We start from the raw sequence: 15,180 nt of genomic DNA, 5'->3' as shown, positions 1-15,180 counted from the left end.
TCGTGAGTAAAGTAATTGCTGTTGCAAACCAAAAGGGTGGAGTTGGAAAGACGACCACATCCGTTAATTTATCTGCCAGTTTAGCTCATATCGGAAAAAAAGTACTTCTCGTTGATATTGATCCTCAAGGGAACGCAACGAGTGGGGTCGGTGTGGAAAAAGCAGATGTACCTCATTCCATATATGATGTATTAATTGATGATATTGATCCGAAAAAAGTAATTGTACCAACGGCCATACAAAATTTATATATCATCCCTTCCACCATTCAATTGGCGGGAGCAGAAATCGAGTTAGTTCCGACCATTTCCCGTGAAGTACGGTTGAAACGCGCTATTGACCAAATTAAAGAGGAATTCGATTATATCATTATTGACTGTCCTCCTTCCCTCGGTTTATTAACCATTAATGCCCTTTCTGCTTCTAATACGGTCCTGATTCCGGTCCAGTGTGAATATTATGCTTTGGAAGGTCTTAGCCAGTTATTAAATACGGTTCGGTTAGTACAAAAGCATTTAAATCACGAATTAATGATCGAAGGCGTTTTAATGACGATGTTCGACGCTCGGACAAATTTAGGTATACAGGTTATTGAAGAAGTAAAAAAATATTTTCAAGATAAAGTATTTAAAACGATTATCCCGAGGAGCGTCCGTTTAAGTGAAGCCCCTAGTCACGGTCAACCGATTATTACTTATGATCCGAAATCGAGGGGTGCGGAAGTATATATTGATTTAGCAAAGGAAGTGATAATGAATGGGTAAAGCTTTAGGCAAAGGTTTAGATGCACTTATTTCTTCTGTAAATACCGATGAAGAAATGGTTCAGGAAGTGCCAATTCATGAATTACGCCCGAACCCGTACCAACCGAGGAAACTTTTTACGGAAGAAGCCATTGAAGAATTAAAACAATCAATCGTTGAACACGGAATTTTACAACCGTTGATCGTGCGAAAAAGTATAAAGGGATATGAAATCGTTGTAGGCGAACGGAGATATAGAGCGGCGAAAGAGGCTAAATTAAAAACCGTTCCCGTCGTTATACGGGATATCAATGAACAGCAAATGATGGAATTGGCTGTTTTAGAAAACCTACAAAGGGAAGATTTAACCCCTATTGAAGAAGGACAAGCATACCAAATGTTGATGGAAAAATTAAGCTTAACACAGGAGCAATTGGCAAAACGATTAGGGAAAAGTCGTCCCTATATCGCAAATCACGTCCGTCTTCTTTCTTTGCCTACGGAAGTTCAACAACACATAATCGATGGAAAACTATCCATGGGTCACGGTCGGGCATTACTCGGCTTGAAAAACAAAGAGAAAATTATCAAATTGGCCAATCAAGTAATCAAAGAACAAATGAATGTAAGACAATTGGAAGAATTGATTCAAAAATTAAATAAAAATGTTCCACGTGAAACATCGAAGAAGAAAGAAAAGAAGGATGTATTTTTACTTGAACAAGAAACGTATTTAAGGGAGCGATTAGGAACGAATGTGCAAATTAAACGAAATAAACATAAGGGGAAAATTGAAATTGAGTTTTATTCCAATGAAGATTTAAATCGCATATTAGATCTTCTTTCTACCCATGACGCTCAATATTAATATGATTGGATGATAGTTGAAGGAAAAACGAAGATTAATTTGGATAAACGTAGGTGAAGTTCATGGTACTACTAGGCACAATCGTAAATGTTGTTTTTATCATGATCGGTTCAATGATCGGTCTTTTTTTATCAAAAATTTCGGATTCGATGAAGGATACGATTATTAAAGGGATTGGAATTACTGTGATCGTATTAGGCATTCAAATGGGAACGAAGAGCGAAAATTTTTTAATCGTAATCAGTAGTATCATAATCGGCGGAATAATCGGTGAAAAAATCGATTTGGACGGGAAATTGACCCAACTCGGTCGATGGTTAGAATCACGTTTTCAAGCAAAAGGGCAAAGCGTTGCAGAAGGTTTTGTTACGTCTACTCTTATTTTTGTCGTCGGAGCGATGGCTGTGATCGGTGCGTTAGATAGCGGAATTCGAGGTGACCATCAAGTGTTATATACTAAGGCAATGCTCGATGGTTTTACAGCGATTATTTTAACGACGAGCCTCGGCATCGGAGTCTTTTTTTCTTGGATTCCTGTATTCATATATCAAGGGACAATTACATTGCTTGCAACGCAAATTGAATATTGGATTCCAAAGGCGTTGTTTGATTCCTTTCTGATCGAATTGACGGCAACGGGTGGAATTATGATTTTTGCAATTGGATTAAGTTTAACAGGCATATTAAAGATTAAAGTAGCCAATTTTTTACCTAGCTTAATCGTTCTTGCCTTAATAATTCCGTTGATCCATTATTTCCCTTTATAAAATGAAAGAGAGGAATAATTGATATTTGTATATTTCTCGTATCTTTTTCGATTTAATTCGATTAACATGCCAGCTTTATAAATTCCATCTGCAATCGTTTTGGCTAACTCCATAACGAGATAAAGTCTCGTATTTTGCAAAACATGAAATTCCATAAAACCGGCAATATTCACTATACCCGTTATATGGGCATCGCCAACGGATGGTAAAGTTTTATTTACACCAGCTCCTGGTTTCACAGGTCCTTTTTTCAAATAAATTGAACCGATATTTTGACGCCTCCCTAAACAAGCATCAACGGCAAGTTTAAAAGTATGGGGATTACGTTCGTCAATCCGTTTCAATTTGTCTACTAAATTCACCGCATGGATTGGATCTGCTAATGTCCCAAAGACAGAAAAATAGGAAGGTAAGGATCGTTCTTTTAAAAAAGTACCGACTAATGGTCCTAGGGAATCACCAGTTGATCGATCGGTTCCAATGCAAATAATGGCAATCGATTTCTGAACATGATTTGATAGAATGGAATGAATGCCATGGGCCAATTCAATAGAAGCGAATGGATTGTTTCTATCAATTTTTAGTTCCAATTGTTTATTTGCAAATGGGCGGAGCACCAAATCCCCCCTTTCGTTACTTGTATTAAAAGTGTAGTAATTTGAGGCGAAATTTATACATTAAAATTAAAAAAAGATTTTCGATAACGGAGATCACGTTCCAATACACAATTTATGATATAATTGAAAAACGAAGAAATCGTAGTGGTGGGAATGTGCGTGGAGGAGGTAAGGATGGAAGAAAAGAAATTTGAATTAAACGATATTGTTGTAATGAAAAAGCCTCATCCGTGTGGATCAAATGAGTGGCGAATTATTCGAATGGGTGCTGATATTCGTATAAAATGTATGGGATGTTCCCATAGTGTTTTAATGCCTAGAAGAGAGTTCACAAGGAAAATGAAAAAAGTCATCGGACATTTTAATGAGAGCGCATCTTCGGAAGGTATAAATAATTAGCAAAAAAGAGATATCAATTATTAGGAGTGAAAAGAATGGCTTTAACAGCAGGAATTGTCGGTTTACCGAATGTGGGAAAATCGACCCTTTTTAATGCAATTACTCAAGCAGGTGCCGAATCAGCCAATTACCCTTTTTGTACAATCGATCCAAATGTCGGCGTTGTTGAAGTCCCAGATAAACGATTAGATCGATTGACTGAAATATTTCATCCTCGAAAAACTGTACCGACGACCTTTGAATTTACGGATATTGCAGGCATTGTTAAAGGTGCTAGTAAAGGTGAAGGATTGGGGAATCAATTTTTATCCCATATTCGACAAGTAGATGCCATTTGTCATGTTGTTCGCTGTTTCCAAGATGAAAATATTACACATGTATCTGGTAATGTGAATCCAATTGATGATATTGAAACGATAAATTTGGAATTAATTTTCGCCGATATGGAAACCGTTGAAAAAAGATTGCAACGGATTGAAAAATTGGCTAAACAAAAGGATAAACATGCAATGGGTGAATATGAAGTTCTCCTTAAGTTAAAAGATACATTTGAACAAGAAAAACCAGCTCGAATTCTTGAATTTTCAGAAGAACAACAAAAAATTGTCAAAGGATACCAACTGCTGACGATGAAACCGGTACTATATGTAGCAAATGTCAGTGAAGAAGGTATAACAGATCCTTCAAACAATGAAATGGTACAATCGGTAAAACAATATGCAGAAAAAGAACATTCGGAAGTCGTCGTGATATGTGCGAAAATTGAAGAAGAAATTTCAGAACTGGATGAAGAAGAAAAAAATGAATTTTTAAAAGAACTGGGAATAGAAGAATCAGGTTTAGACCAATTAATACGAAAATCTTATACATTACTTGGTTTGGCAACATTTTTTACTGCAGGAGAACAAGAAGTTCGGGCATGGACCTTTAAAAAAGGAATGAAAGCCCCCCAATGTGCAGGAATTATCCATAGCGATTTCGAGAGAGGATTTATTCGTGCAGAAACGGTTTCTTACGATGATCTCGTTTCTTATGGGTCGATGAACGCAGCAAAGGAAGCAGGAAAAGTTCGATTGGAAGGTAAAGACTACATTGTTCAAGACGGAGATGTGATTTATTTTCGTTTTAATGTATAGTAAAAAGAAAATAATACGTACATTCATTGAATATTGCATCGATGAAAAGTGTATGATATAATTTATCATCGTGAGTAATGTATAAGATTGCTCCTTGCTCTGAATGAAGAGCCGTCAAGTCCAAAAGGAGGTGAAAATAATGAGGAAATATGAAATTATGTACATTATCCGGCCGAATATTGAAGACGAGGCAAAAAAGGCCCTAGTTGAACGGTTCGATAAAATTTTAACGGATAAGGGTGCGGAAATTATCGAATCCAAAGAATGGGGAAAACGCCGCTTGGCATATGAAATAAAAAAATTCCGTGAAGGGATTTACCGTATTATAAATGTAAACGCAAATCCTGAAGCCGTTCAAGAATTCGATCGTTTAGCTAGAATTAACGAAGATATTATTCGTCACCTGATCGTGAAAGAAGATGAATAATTTTGTTTCACGTGAAACATTTTAGGGGAGTTGATTCTGTTGTTAAATCGAGTAGTATTAGTTGGCCGTCTAACAAAGGATCCGGATTTACGGTACACTCCAAATGGTGTTCCCGTTGCTACCTTTACTTTAGCTGTAAATCGTACGTTTACGAATCAAATGGGTGAACGGGAAGCGGATTTTATTAATTGTGTAGTTTGGAGAAGGCAAGCGGAAAACGTTGCAAATTATTTAAAAAAGGGAAGTTTGGCTGGTGTAGATGGTCGACTACAAACGAGAAGTTATGAAGCACAGGACGGAAGACGAGTATACGTGACAGAAGTCGTTGCGGATTCTGTTCAATTTTTAGAACCGAAAAGTGCATCTAGCCGAGATGCTTCTTCGTCGGCCTATGGAAATCAACCGACTCCCTTTGAAAACGACCGTCAGAATCAACAAAGAAACCCCAACATCGAAAGAGAGACGGATCCATTTTTTGATGACGGCCAACAAATTGACATTTCTGATGACGACCTACCGTTTTAAGACATGGATAAATAAATCAATGAGGCACGCCCATTATATTCATAATCAAGGTTCTTCCTATTTCGAATAGTTGGGATGTGTTGAAATAAATGCTCGTTATGAAAGATGATTAAAGGAGGGAATAAACATGGCACAAGGAGGCCGTAAAGGTCGGGGAAAACGCCGGAAAGTTTGTTACTTTACTGCAAATGGTATTACCCATATCGATTATAAAGATGTTGATCTTCTAAAAAAATTTATTTCAGAACGTGGAAAAATTTTACCCCGCCGTGTAACAGGAACGAGTGCAAAATACCAACGCATGCTTACAAAAGCGATTAAAAGAGCTCGTCATGTTGCATTACTTCCATATGTTGCGGAAGATAAATAATCGTAGCTTAAGCAGTTTGGAATATAATCTCCGAACTGCTTTTTTTAATCTTAAGAAATTCGTTTGTGTGAAAAATACGAATTGATTTGAAATGATAGAAAATTTTATATTGACGGGAAAGTTGATGATAAACATTCGATAAGACATACATTAATCACTGAAAACAAGATGTAATGATAAAAAAGGGACATCACTTTTCCTATTAAAATGAACGTTGAAGATCTTTGGTTGAAGGAATGTACCGGAACAAGTAAAATAAATAGTGGCTACGAAAAGTCAAACCAAAGATAGGTTAACAAAGGTTTGAATAAATCAAAAAAAGAGGTGTCCAAGTGAGTACGAAAAAGATCACTGAAGGAGCCATAATGATTGCCATTTATGCAGTAATGCTCCTAATTTTTCTATATTTACCGATTTTAGGCGTTCTTTTTACTTTTGCATTGCCGATACCTTTTATGTATTTTACAGCTAAACATGGATGGAAAGATGGGCTTGTCTTTTTTGTTGGAGCAGTCATCATCTCCTTTATCATCGGAAATATTTATACACTACCCGCCACCTTTATGATGGGTTTAACAGGGGTTGTATACGGTATTGGTCTTCATAATAAAATGGGACTGTTCAATACATATATTTTGGCGACATTAACTTTTGTTATGAATACCGTAATATTCTATTTTATTTCAGCAATTTTATTAGATGTAAACTATTTTCAAGAATTGATTCAAGGGATTGAACAATCCATTAACGAAGTAATTGCTACTTTTGAAACTTTCCAACAAGATCTTTCGACGAGTGTAAAACAACAACTTCAAGAATTTCCATCCATTATTGTCACAATTTTACCGTATTTATTAATTATGTCATCGGGAATTTTTGTCTTAATCACCCAATTGATCTCTTTTCCTATTTTGAAAAAACTCGGAATTTCTTTGCCGAACGCAAAACCTTTCCGTGAACTCTCTTTACCGAAGAAATTCGTTTGGTATTTTTTATTGATTATGATCTTGTCAATGTTCGTACCAATGGAGAAGGGAAGTTTTATTCAGAATGCAATCGTGAATCTACTATATATCATCCAAACTTTATTTACGATACAAGGAATTACCTTTTTGTTTTATTTTGCACATCAAAAAAAGATGCATAAGGCAATTCCAGCGGTCGTTGCAATTATTTTCGTATTCAATCCCGTGTTCATTATTCTGCTAAATATACTTGGAATTATCGACGTTGGATTTGATCTTAGAAAACGGATAAAGGGACAAAAATGATGTAATAATGTGGTTATAGAAATATAACTACTCTATGGAAAAATTGCAACGTTAGCGAGATCCAAATTTAGGAGCTGGATAAAATGCCAATTTTTTTACGAAATAAAACAATGGGGACTTTAATCGTTTTATTAACGATATTTATCGGATTATTTTTAGGTATTTTTTTCTTTTACAACCATTGGATGGGGATTATTGGATTCGTCATTTATGTTATAATCATCGGATTTATAATAAAGGAATATTTCAAATTTAAAACAAGTACGAAGGCATATATTCAAACGCTTTCTTACCGGATCAACAAAGTGGGAGAGGAAGCATTTCTAAAAATGCCCATCGGAATTATGCTTATCAATGATGATTATTATATCGATTGGGCCAATCCTTATCTTGTTTCGTGTTTTAAAGAAGAAAAATTGGTGGGTCGATCTTTATATGATATCGGTGATCATTTAATTCCGATGATCAAACAGGAACTGGAAGAAGATATCGTTCCGATCGATGAGCGTATATTTCACGTTTATTATAAAAAAGAGGAAAAATTATTTTATTTCTTTGATATAACGAAGCAAGTACATTTGGAAAAAAAGTATGAAGAAGAAAAACCAGTTATTGCGATCGTTTATTTAGATAATTATGATGAAGTTACGCAGGGAATGAATGATGAAACGAGAGGAAGCCTGAATAGTCGGGTTACATCATTATTGAATCAATGGGCCAATGAATACGGAATTTATTTAAAAAGGATCTCATCCGACCGGTTTATCGCCTTTTTTAATGAGCGGATTTTACGTTTATTGGAAGATAAAAAATTTCATATTTTGGATGATGTAAGGGAAACGACGATGAAAAATCACATCTCTTTAACATTAAGTATCGGTGTTGGTGTCGGTGGATCTTCTTTACCAGAACTAGGTACGTTAGCCCAATCGAGCCTCGATTTAGCTTTAGGACGAGGTGGCGATCAAGTGGCTATGAAATTGCCAAATGGAAAGGTGAAATTTTATGGTGGAAAAACGAACCCGATGGAAAAGCGAACGAGGGTACGTGCTCGAGTCATCTCCCATGCGTTAGCTGAATTAATTCAAGAAAGCGACCGGGTATTTATAATGGGGCATAAACATCCGGATTTGGATGCAATTGGAGCATCTATTGGAGTTTTAAAAATATCGGAACTGAACAATACAGAAGCCTATGTTATACTAGATAAAAAAGATGTAGAAACTGGCGTACAAAGATTGATGAAAGAAGTTAGAGAACGGACGGAAATTTATAATCGATTTATCTCGCCAGAAGAAGCTTTAGAAATGGATATAGATAACGCCCTATTAGTAATCGTTGATACGCATAAACCGTCTTTTGTCATCGAAGAAAAGTTAGTGGAACGAATCGAGCGAGTTGTCGTCATTGACCACCATCGTAGAAGTGAAGAGTTTGTACGGAATCCTTTACTCGTTTATATGGAACCTTATGCATCGTCCACAAGTGAATTGGTAACAGAATTACTCGAATATCAACCGGCTAGAGAGATCAACATAGTAGAAGCAACAGCTTTATTAGCAGGTATTATCGTCGATACGAAAAGTTTTACCCTTCGAACGGGCTCACGTACTTTCGATGCGGCATCCTTCTTACGTTCAAAGGGAGCAGATACAGTTTTAGTACAAAAATTATTAAAAGAAGATGTAAATACTTATTTGAAGCGTTCTCGACTAATTGAAAAGGTACAGATTTATCAAAATGGAATTGCAATAACGAAAGGTGAATCGGAATCTGTATATAGTCAAATATTAATTGCCCAAACGGCAGATCTTTTATTAACGATGGAAAACGTAGAGGCATCTTTTGTTATCGCAAACCTGACAGACGAGGTAATCGGAATCAGTGCAAGATCCCTCGGAAATATCAATGTTCAAATTATTATGGAACAAATGGAAGGTGGAGGGCATTTAACGAACGCTGCCACCCAACTTAATGGACTTTCCATAGATGAAGTCGAAGAAAAATTATTACAAGTGATTGATGAGTATTTGGAAGGAGGAAATGAATAGATGAAAGTGATTTTTTTAAAAGATGTAAAAGGTAAAGGGAAAAAGGGAGAAATTAAAAATGTAGCGGATGGATATGCACAAAATTATTTGTTTAAAAATCATCTTGCGATTGAGGCGACCCCTGCAAATATCAAATCGATGGAAGCGAAAAAACGTAGAGAAATGAAACAAAAAGAACAGGAAATTGAGGAAGCGAAAAAACTAAAAGAAAAATTAGATCAATTAACAGTCGAGCTGACTGCCAAAGCCGGGGAAGGTGGTAGACTATTCGGTTCGATTACATCGAAACAAATTGCAGAAAAACTACAAAAGGATCATCAAATTATAATTGATAAACGGAAAATTGACTTACCGGATGCTATTCGTTCTTTAGGATTTACAAAAATTCCGGTGAAACTCCATTCGGAAGTAACTGCCACCTTAACCGTTCATGTAAAAGAGCAAAAATAATATATTTCCATCGAAAAAAGAGAAAGGTCATGATAAAATAAACAGTATAGATTTTTTGCTGTCTGAAAGCAGGAAAATTACCTAAGTTAAAAAAGGTAATGAGTCGAATGTTTTAGACAGCTTTTTTTGTGAATGAAAACGACTTTTCTATTTTATCCGATTTATAAAATCTAGCAAACTTGTATCTATAGATGAAAGAAAAGGATCTTGTCCATAGATCAATCGATCCATATTTTTGAATGAACCGTTGCATGGAGGCAGGAAAAACATATGAACGAGTTATTAATTGATCGAACACCTCCCCAAAATATCGAGGCGGAACAGGCGGTTTTAGGTGCCATTTTTTTGGAACCTGAAGTATTGACTGTTGCTTCAGAAATATTAATTCCAGAGGATTTTTATAAAACGGCTCACCAAATTCTCTTTTCCGTCATGTTAAAATTGAACGATGAAGGAAAAGCCATTGACGTAGTAACGGTAACAGAAGCATTGGCTGCATCAAACCAATTGGAAAACGTAGGTGGCGTATCCTATTTATCCCAACTTGCAGTATCCGTCCCAACCGCTGCAAATGTGGAATATTACGCCAAAATTGTGGAAGAAAAATCCCTTCTACGGCGTTTGATTCGTACGGCGACAGATATTGTTCAAGATGGATATACACGGGAAGATGAAGTCGATGAGTTATTGACAGAAGCGGAAAAAAAAATATTGGAAGTGGCGAACCGAAAAAATGCCGGATCTTTCCAAAATATTAAAGATGTACTCGTTCGAACGTATGATTATATCGAACTATTGCATAGCCGAAAAGGTGAAATAACAGGCATTCCAACTGGATTTGTCGAATTGGACCGGATGACTGCCGGATTTCAAAAAAATGATTTAATCATCGTTGCCGCCCGTCCTTCCGTCGGTAAAACCGCTTTTGCTCTGAATATTGCCCAAAATGTTGCAACGAAAACCGATAACAATGTGGCCATTTTTTCATTGGAAATGGGTGCGGAACAATTGGTTATGCGGATGCTTAGTTCAGAAGGGAATATCGATGCCCAAAGTTTAAGAACGGGATCTTTAACGGATGAAGATTGGAAAAAACTAACGATGGCGATGGGAAGTTTATCGAACGCCGGTATTTTCATTGATGATACTCCAGGTATTCGAATTTCCGAAATCCGTTCCAAATGCCGTCGCTTGAAACAAGAACAAGGATTAGGAATGGTTATTATCGACTATTTACAGTTGATTCAAGGTAGTGGACGGACAGTGGAAAATCGACAACAGGAAGTGTCGGAGATTTCCCGTTCATTAAAGGCGTTAGCGAGGGAACTGGAAATCCCTGTTATTGCTTTATCCCAGTTATCCCGTGGGGTTGAACAACGCCAGGATAAACGACCGATGATGTCGGATATTCGGGAATCAGGGAGTATCGAACAGGATGCGGATGTCGTTGCATTCCTTTACAGGGAAGATTATTACGATCAAGAAACAGAAAACAAAAATATTATCGAAATTATTATCGCAAAACAAAGGAATGGCCCAGTTGGAACGGTTCAATTAGCCTTTGCGAAGGAATATAATAAATTTGTCAATTTAGAAAAGCGTTTTGATGATTCATCCATTCCTCCAGGAGCGTAACGGTTTACATCGAAAAGAGATTAATCAAAGGTAAGATGATTCCAACATTCGTTTGGAATCATCTTTTTTTCGAAATATTGAGAGAAAAAAGGAATCATAGGAAAATGGTTTTATAAAATGCCGAACAATTTATTGTTAAATAGAAAATAATATTCGTCTTTTCATTGACTTTTTTTCGAAAAATGCTACACTTACAATGGTTATAATTTAAATTGTTTTGGAGGTGCTCCAATGCCATCAGTTGTTGTAGTCGGGACACAATGGGGAGATGAAGGAAAAGGGAAAATTACCGATTTTTTATCTGAAAAGGCCGATGTGGTCGTTCGATACCAAGGGGGAAATAATGCCGGACATACGATTAAGTTTCAAGGAAATACGTATAAATTACATTTAATTCCGTCTGGGATTTTTTATAAAGAAAAACAATGTGTTTTAGGAAATGGAATGGTGATTAACCCGAAGGCCCTTGTGGAGGAGCTAGCCTATTTAAACGATCATAACGTTTCTACAGATAATTTACACATTAGTAACCGTGCCCATGTAATTTTACCTTACCATATTCGATTGGATGAATTGGAAGAAACAAACAAAAAAAATAAAATTGGTACGACAAAGAAGGGAATCGGTCCTGCCTATATGGATAAAGCATCCCGCATTGGTATTCGGATGGCGGATTTACTCGATCAAGATGTATTTAGGGAAAAGTTAACCGACAACTTGGCGGAAAAAAATCGAATCATTGAAAAATTGTACGGTGCTAAAGGCTTTTCCTTCGAGGAAATTTTTGAAGAGTATTATGAATACGGTCAAAAAGTAAAACAATATGTTGTCGATACATCTGTTGTCATAAACGAAAAAATAAAAACCGGGAAAAATGTCCTATTTGAAGGAGCCCAAGGTATCATGCTCGATATTGATCACGGCACGTATCCCTTTGTTACATCTTCCAATCCGGTGGCTGGGGGGGTAACCATTGGTTCCGGGATTGGACCGACGATCATTAACCGGGTTGTCGGTGTAGCGAAGGCTTATACAACAAGGGTTGGGGACGGACCTTTTCCGACGGAGTTGACAGATCAAATTGGTGATCAAATTCGTGAAGCAGGTCGGGAATATGGTACAACGACTGGAAGACCGAGACGTGTCGGCTGGTTTGACAGCGTTGTTTTACGACATGCAATCCGGGTAAGCGGAATAACGGATTTATCTTTAAATTCCATTGACGTATTAACAGGGATTGATAAATTAAAAATATGTGTTGCTTACCGATATAAGGGAAAATTGATCGACGAATATCCAGCCAATTTAAACGTGCTTTCCGAATGTGAGCCGGTTTATGAAGAATTACCTGGTTGGACGGAAGACATTACGAAATGTAGAACGTTAGAAGAGCTTCCGGAAAATGCTCGGAAATACATCGAACGGATCCAGGATTTGATTGGTGTTCATCTTTCTATGTTTTCTGTCGGTCCAGATCGAACACAAACGAATGTTCTTCGTAATATATGGGAATAAAAGGGTGAAATTTGAATGAAGCGGCGTTGAAAGATTAAACATTCTTTCAACGCAGTTTTTTTATGGACAGGAACATTCACACAAAATGAGTTTTCATGACAAAATTGTATAAAGAAGGAGAACATTTTAAAAGATTGTCCAAAGGAAAATGTAAAATCCCCGTACATTTTGTAAACCTATTGTAATATTATTGTAACATAACACTGAAAAAGGAATGAATTTTTCAAAGATCCTTTCAGTAAATGAAAATTCAATGGAAAAAGCCTATTGTTTTTCTGAATTTCTATATGTTTGACTGAAATGGATACAAGTTTTTTCCTGCTATTATACAATTACATTACAAAATGAAAACGTCTACTCCATTTTTCTTCATTTTATGATAAAGTATAAAAAGAAAATCGGATAGAAAAATCAGGTACTAATCTATTTGTAGTCAAATAGTTTAGGAGGAACATAAGATGAATTTACAATTTAAAGAAAATCTGTCTAAAATGACAGAACGCATGGAAAAGTTCCGAATTCAGACGAATGGAGCTTTAAAGAAGACAGTCATTGCGACTTTGGTTGTTTCAACAATTTCAATAAATACAGCGTTTGCCGATACAAAGACACCTACGAAACTGCAAACAATCTACCACGTGTACATAGATAATGAATATATAGGAGCCGTATCAGACAAACAACAAGTAGAAAATCTTTTAAACGCAAAAATGGCAGAAGTAAAAGAGCAGTATAAAGATTATGATCTTTCTTTTAAAGCCGACGAGCTTGTATTCGTTCCAGAACAAATTTTCCGTTCTACGAATATTTCAGATGAAGAAGTCTTAAAAGAAGTAGAAGAAGAGTATGAAGTGATTGTAGAAGCAGTCGCTTTGAAAATTAACGGAGAGACGGTCACATATTTGGAAAATCAAGAGAAAGTGGAAGAACTGATCAATGAATTAAAATTAAAATATGTGAAAGGAAAAGATTTAGAAAAATTAGCTTCTGGGGAAGAGTTGCCTGAGCTTGAAGAAGAGGGAACTCGGATATTGGACGTAAAACTTTCTCAAAACATAACCGTTGCTTTAGACGATGTAAAACCGGAACAAGTTCTTCCCGTCGATGATGCTTTGAAACTATTAATGAAAGGGACGCTAGAAGAGAAAAAATATACGGTTAAAGAAGGGGATGTATTAGGTTCCATTGCCCAGGATCACGGGCTCAAATTAAAACAATTGTTAGAGCTCAACCCACAAGTAAGTGAAGAAACAATTTTACAAATTGGAGATAAACTAAATGTAACAGCATACGAACCGTATATCGATGTCATCGTTGAGAAAGAAGTTTTAAAAAATGAGAAAATTGATTATGACGTTGAATATGTAAAAGACGACCGTATGTATAAAGGTGATACAAAAGTCGTTCAAAAAGGAAAAGAAGGAGAAAAGGCTGTTAAATATTACGTGCAACTTGTAAACGGAAAAGAAGTGAGAAAAGAAGTTCAGGAAGAGAAGGTTTTAAAGGAACCTGTAACGAAAGTTGTCCATAAAGGAACGAAGGTTGTTCCTTCCCGTGGAACCGGAACGTTAGCTTGGCCAACGAACGGCGGATATATTTCTAGTTATGTAGGATATCGTTGGGGAAGCTTTCATAAAGGAATTGATATTGCAAGACCGTCCAATTATACAATTAAGGCTGCAGATAACGGAACAGTAGTTTTCGCAGGATGGGACGGTGGTTATGGAAATAAAATCGTGATTGACCATAACAACGGTATGCGTACGGTATATGCCCACCTTTCCTCCATAAGCGTTAGTGTTGGTCAAACGGTAGAAAAGGGAAGGAAAATTGGTGTCATGGGTTCCACCGGTTATTCAACAGGTACCCATTTACATTTTGAAGTGTATAAAAACGGTGTTCTCCAAAATCCATTATCATATTTAAAATAATATGTATGGTAAACAAATATATTAATATAAAAATTCCCCGGAAGAACCCGGGGAATTTTGCTATTTCAAAAAGAAAAATTGAGTATATTTTATGAATATTTCTCGGGAAATAATTGCTAAAAAATATTTTCCCCAGATTAAATGTTTCTATAATCATGTTTTTAAAAAAAAATAAACTTTCCCAAATAGAAAAGGGCTTTATTTACCGATAAACAAAAAAACAAACGATCATAGAAACCTGTATGGCAACGGATTGATCTTTTTCAATGAACGAATCGACTTGATATAGGAATTTGAGAGAAAAGGATAGAAAGTGACCATTTGTAGGATGAATTCTGCTTGCAATTCATGGTAAAGTAATATTAGGAATGTATACCGATAAAATCAAATATATAGTAAACGACTTGATAATTTAATCCGTTTGTCCAAGTAGGAAAGGGAATTTATGATATAGACCTTTCCTTCCATTGAAATG

General features: G+C 36.2%; 15 protein-coding genes. 14 read left to right on the top strand and 1 reads right to left on the bottom strand.

The window, feature by feature from the left end:
* Window positions 1-2 precede the first annotated feature (2 nt).
* The 3 genes from OE105_RS12105 to OE105_RS12095 all read left to right on the top strand — a co-directional run bounded on the left by OE105_RS12105 (window position 3) and on the right by OE105_RS12095 (window position 2,378).
* A complete protein-coding gene (locus OE105_RS12105; protein WP_275420428.1) occupies window positions 3-764 on the top strand; it encodes a ParA family protein in 762 nt (253 codons plus the stop codon).
* A complete protein-coding gene (locus tag OE105_RS12100) occupies window positions 757-1,611 on the top strand; it encodes a ParB/RepB/Spo0J family partition protein (RefSeq protein WP_275420427.1) in 855 nt (284 codons plus the stop codon). The genes OE105_RS12105 and OE105_RS12100 overlap by 8 nt, the downstream gene beginning before the upstream one ends.
* A gap of 62 nt (window positions 1,612-1,673) precedes the next feature.
* Window positions 1,674-2,378, top strand: coding sequence for a DUF554 domain-containing protein (locus tag OE105_RS12095; RefSeq protein ID WP_275420426.1), 705 nt, complete (start codon window positions 1,674-1,676; stop codon window positions 2,376-2,378).
* Here OE105_RS12095 and yyaC read toward each other — a convergent pair.
* On the bottom strand, window positions 2,363-2,995 hold the full coding sequence (yyaC, locus tag OE105_RS12090; RefSeq protein ID WP_420842537.1) for a spore protease YyaC: 633 nt from the start codon (window positions 2,993-2,995) through the stop codon (window positions 2,363-2,365). The two genes, OE105_RS12095 and yyaC, sit on opposite strands and share 16 nt — an antisense overlap.
* Before the next feature lie 174 nt (window positions 2,996-3,169).
* Here yyaC and OE105_RS12085 point away from each other — a divergent pair, with 174 nt between their 5' ends.
* The 11 genes from OE105_RS12085 to OE105_RS12035 all read left to right on the top strand — a co-directional run bounded on the left by OE105_RS12085 (window position 3,170) and on the right by OE105_RS12035 (window position 14,705).
* Window positions 3,170-3,394 (top strand): DUF951 domain-containing protein, encoded by a 225-nt coding sequence (locus OE105_RS12085; RefSeq protein ID WP_275420425.1) that lies wholly within the window; start codon window positions 3,170-3,172, stop codon window positions 3,392-3,394.
* Between the two features lie 35 nt (window positions 3,395-3,429).
* Entirely contained in the window at window positions 3,430-4,530 is a 1,101-nt protein-coding gene (gene ychF / locus OE105_RS12080) for a redox-regulated ATPase YchF (RefSeq protein ID WP_275420424.1), read from the top strand.
* Between the two features lie 139 nt (window positions 4,531-4,669).
* Complete coding sequence (gene rpsF / locus OE105_RS12075) at window positions 4,670-4,957, top strand: 30S ribosomal protein S6 (protein WP_275420423.1); 288 nt, start codon at window positions 4,670-4,672, stop codon at window positions 4,955-4,957.
* Window positions 4,958-4,996: 39 nt separating this feature from the next.
* Window positions 4,997-5,482, top strand: coding sequence for a single-stranded DNA-binding protein (gene ssb / locus OE105_RS12070; RefSeq protein WP_275420422.1), 486 nt, complete (start codon window positions 4,997-4,999; stop codon window positions 5,480-5,482).
* A 127-nt stretch (window positions 5,483-5,609) separates the two neighbouring features.
* Window positions 5,610-5,852, top strand: coding sequence for a 30S ribosomal protein S18 (gene rpsR / locus OE105_RS12065; RefSeq protein ID WP_275420421.1), 243 nt, complete (start codon window positions 5,610-5,612; stop codon window positions 5,850-5,852).
* Between the two features lie 332 nt (window positions 5,853-6,184).
* Entirely contained in the window at window positions 6,185-7,123 is a 939-nt protein-coding gene (locus OE105_RS12060) for a YybS family protein (RefSeq protein WP_275420420.1), read from the top strand.
* Between the two features lie 83 nt (window positions 7,124-7,206).
* Window positions 7,207-9,174 (top strand): DHH family phosphoesterase, encoded by a 1,968-nt coding sequence (locus OE105_RS12055; protein ID WP_420842536.1) that lies wholly within the window; start codon window positions 7,207-7,209, stop codon window positions 9,172-9,174.
* On the top strand, window positions 9,175-9,624 hold the full coding sequence (gene rplI, locus OE105_RS12050; protein WP_275420419.1) for a 50S ribosomal protein L9: 450 nt from the start codon (window positions 9,175-9,177) through the stop codon (window positions 9,622-9,624).
* 270 nt (window positions 9,625-9,894) lie between these two features.
* Complete coding sequence (gene dnaB, locus OE105_RS12045; protein WP_275420418.1) at window positions 9,895-11,259, top strand: replicative DNA helicase; 1,365 nt, start codon at window positions 9,895-9,897, stop codon at window positions 11,257-11,259.
* A 231-nt stretch (window positions 11,260-11,490) separates the two neighbouring features.
* Window positions 11,491-12,774, top strand: a complete 1,284-nt coding sequence (locus OE105_RS12040; protein WP_275420417.1) for an adenylosuccinate synthase — start codon at window positions 11,491-11,493, stop codon at window positions 12,772-12,774.
* A 458-nt stretch (window positions 12,775-13,232) separates the two neighbouring features.
* Window positions 13,233-14,705: a peptidoglycan DD-metalloendopeptidase family protein gene (locus OE105_RS12035; RefSeq protein ID WP_275420416.1), complete on the top strand. Its 1,473-nt coding sequence runs from the start codon at window positions 13,233-13,235 to the stop codon at window positions 14,703-14,705.
* Window positions 14,706-15,180: the final 475 nt, after the last annotated feature.

Origin of the sequence: Fervidibacillus halotolerans, assembly GCF_026547205.1 — a bacterium.
GTDB lineage: Bacteria > Bacillota > Bacilli > Bacillales > Caldibacillaceae > Fervidibacillus > Fervidibacillus halotolerans.
This window is presented reverse-complemented; position numbering and strand designations above follow the sequence as displayed.

What these genes read in the sequence shown, in the direction of transcription:
- OE105_RS12040 (WP_275420417.1), top strand. Translation starts at nt 11,491, where the DNA reads ATGCCATCAGTTGTTGTAGTCGGGACACAATGGGGAGATGAAGGAAAA.
- rpsR (WP_275420421.1), top strand. Translation starts at nt 5,610, where the DNA reads ATGGCACAAGGAGGCCGTAAAGGTCGGGGAAAACGCCGGAAAGTTTGT.
- OE105_RS12100 (WP_275420427.1), top strand. Translation starts at nt 757, where the DNA reads ATGGGTAAAGCTTTAGGCAAAGGTTTAGATGCACTTATTTCTTCTGTA.
- OE105_RS12095 (WP_275420426.1), top strand. Translation starts at nt 1,674, where the DNA reads ATGGTACTACTAGGCACAATCGTAAATGTTGTTTTTATCATGATCGGT.
- rpsF (WP_275420423.1), top strand. Translation starts at nt 4,670, where the DNA reads ATGAGGAAATATGAAATTATGTACATTATCCGGCCGAATATTGAAGAC.
- OE105_RS12085 (WP_275420425.1), top strand. Translation starts at nt 3,170, where the DNA reads ATGGAAGAAAAGAAATTTGAATTAAACGATATTGTTGTAATGAAAAAG.
- OE105_RS12055 (WP_420842536.1), top strand. Translation starts at nt 7,207, where the DNA reads ATGCCAATTTTTTTACGAAATAAAACAATGGGGACTTTAATCGTTTTA.
- OE105_RS12035 (WP_275420416.1), top strand. Translation starts at nt 13,233, where the DNA reads ATGAATTTACAATTTAAAGAAAATCTGTCTAAAATGACAGAACGCATG.
- rplI (WP_275420419.1), top strand. Translation starts at nt 9,175, where the DNA reads ATGAAAGTGATTTTTTTAAAAGATGTAAAAGGTAAAGGGAAAAAGGGA.
- dnaB (WP_275420418.1), top strand. Translation starts at nt 9,895, where the DNA reads ATGAACGAGTTATTAATTGATCGAACACCTCCCCAAAATATCGAGGCG.
- ychF (WP_275420424.1), top strand. Translation starts at nt 3,430, where the DNA reads ATGGCTTTAACAGCAGGAATTGTCGGTTTACCGAATGTGGGAAAATCG.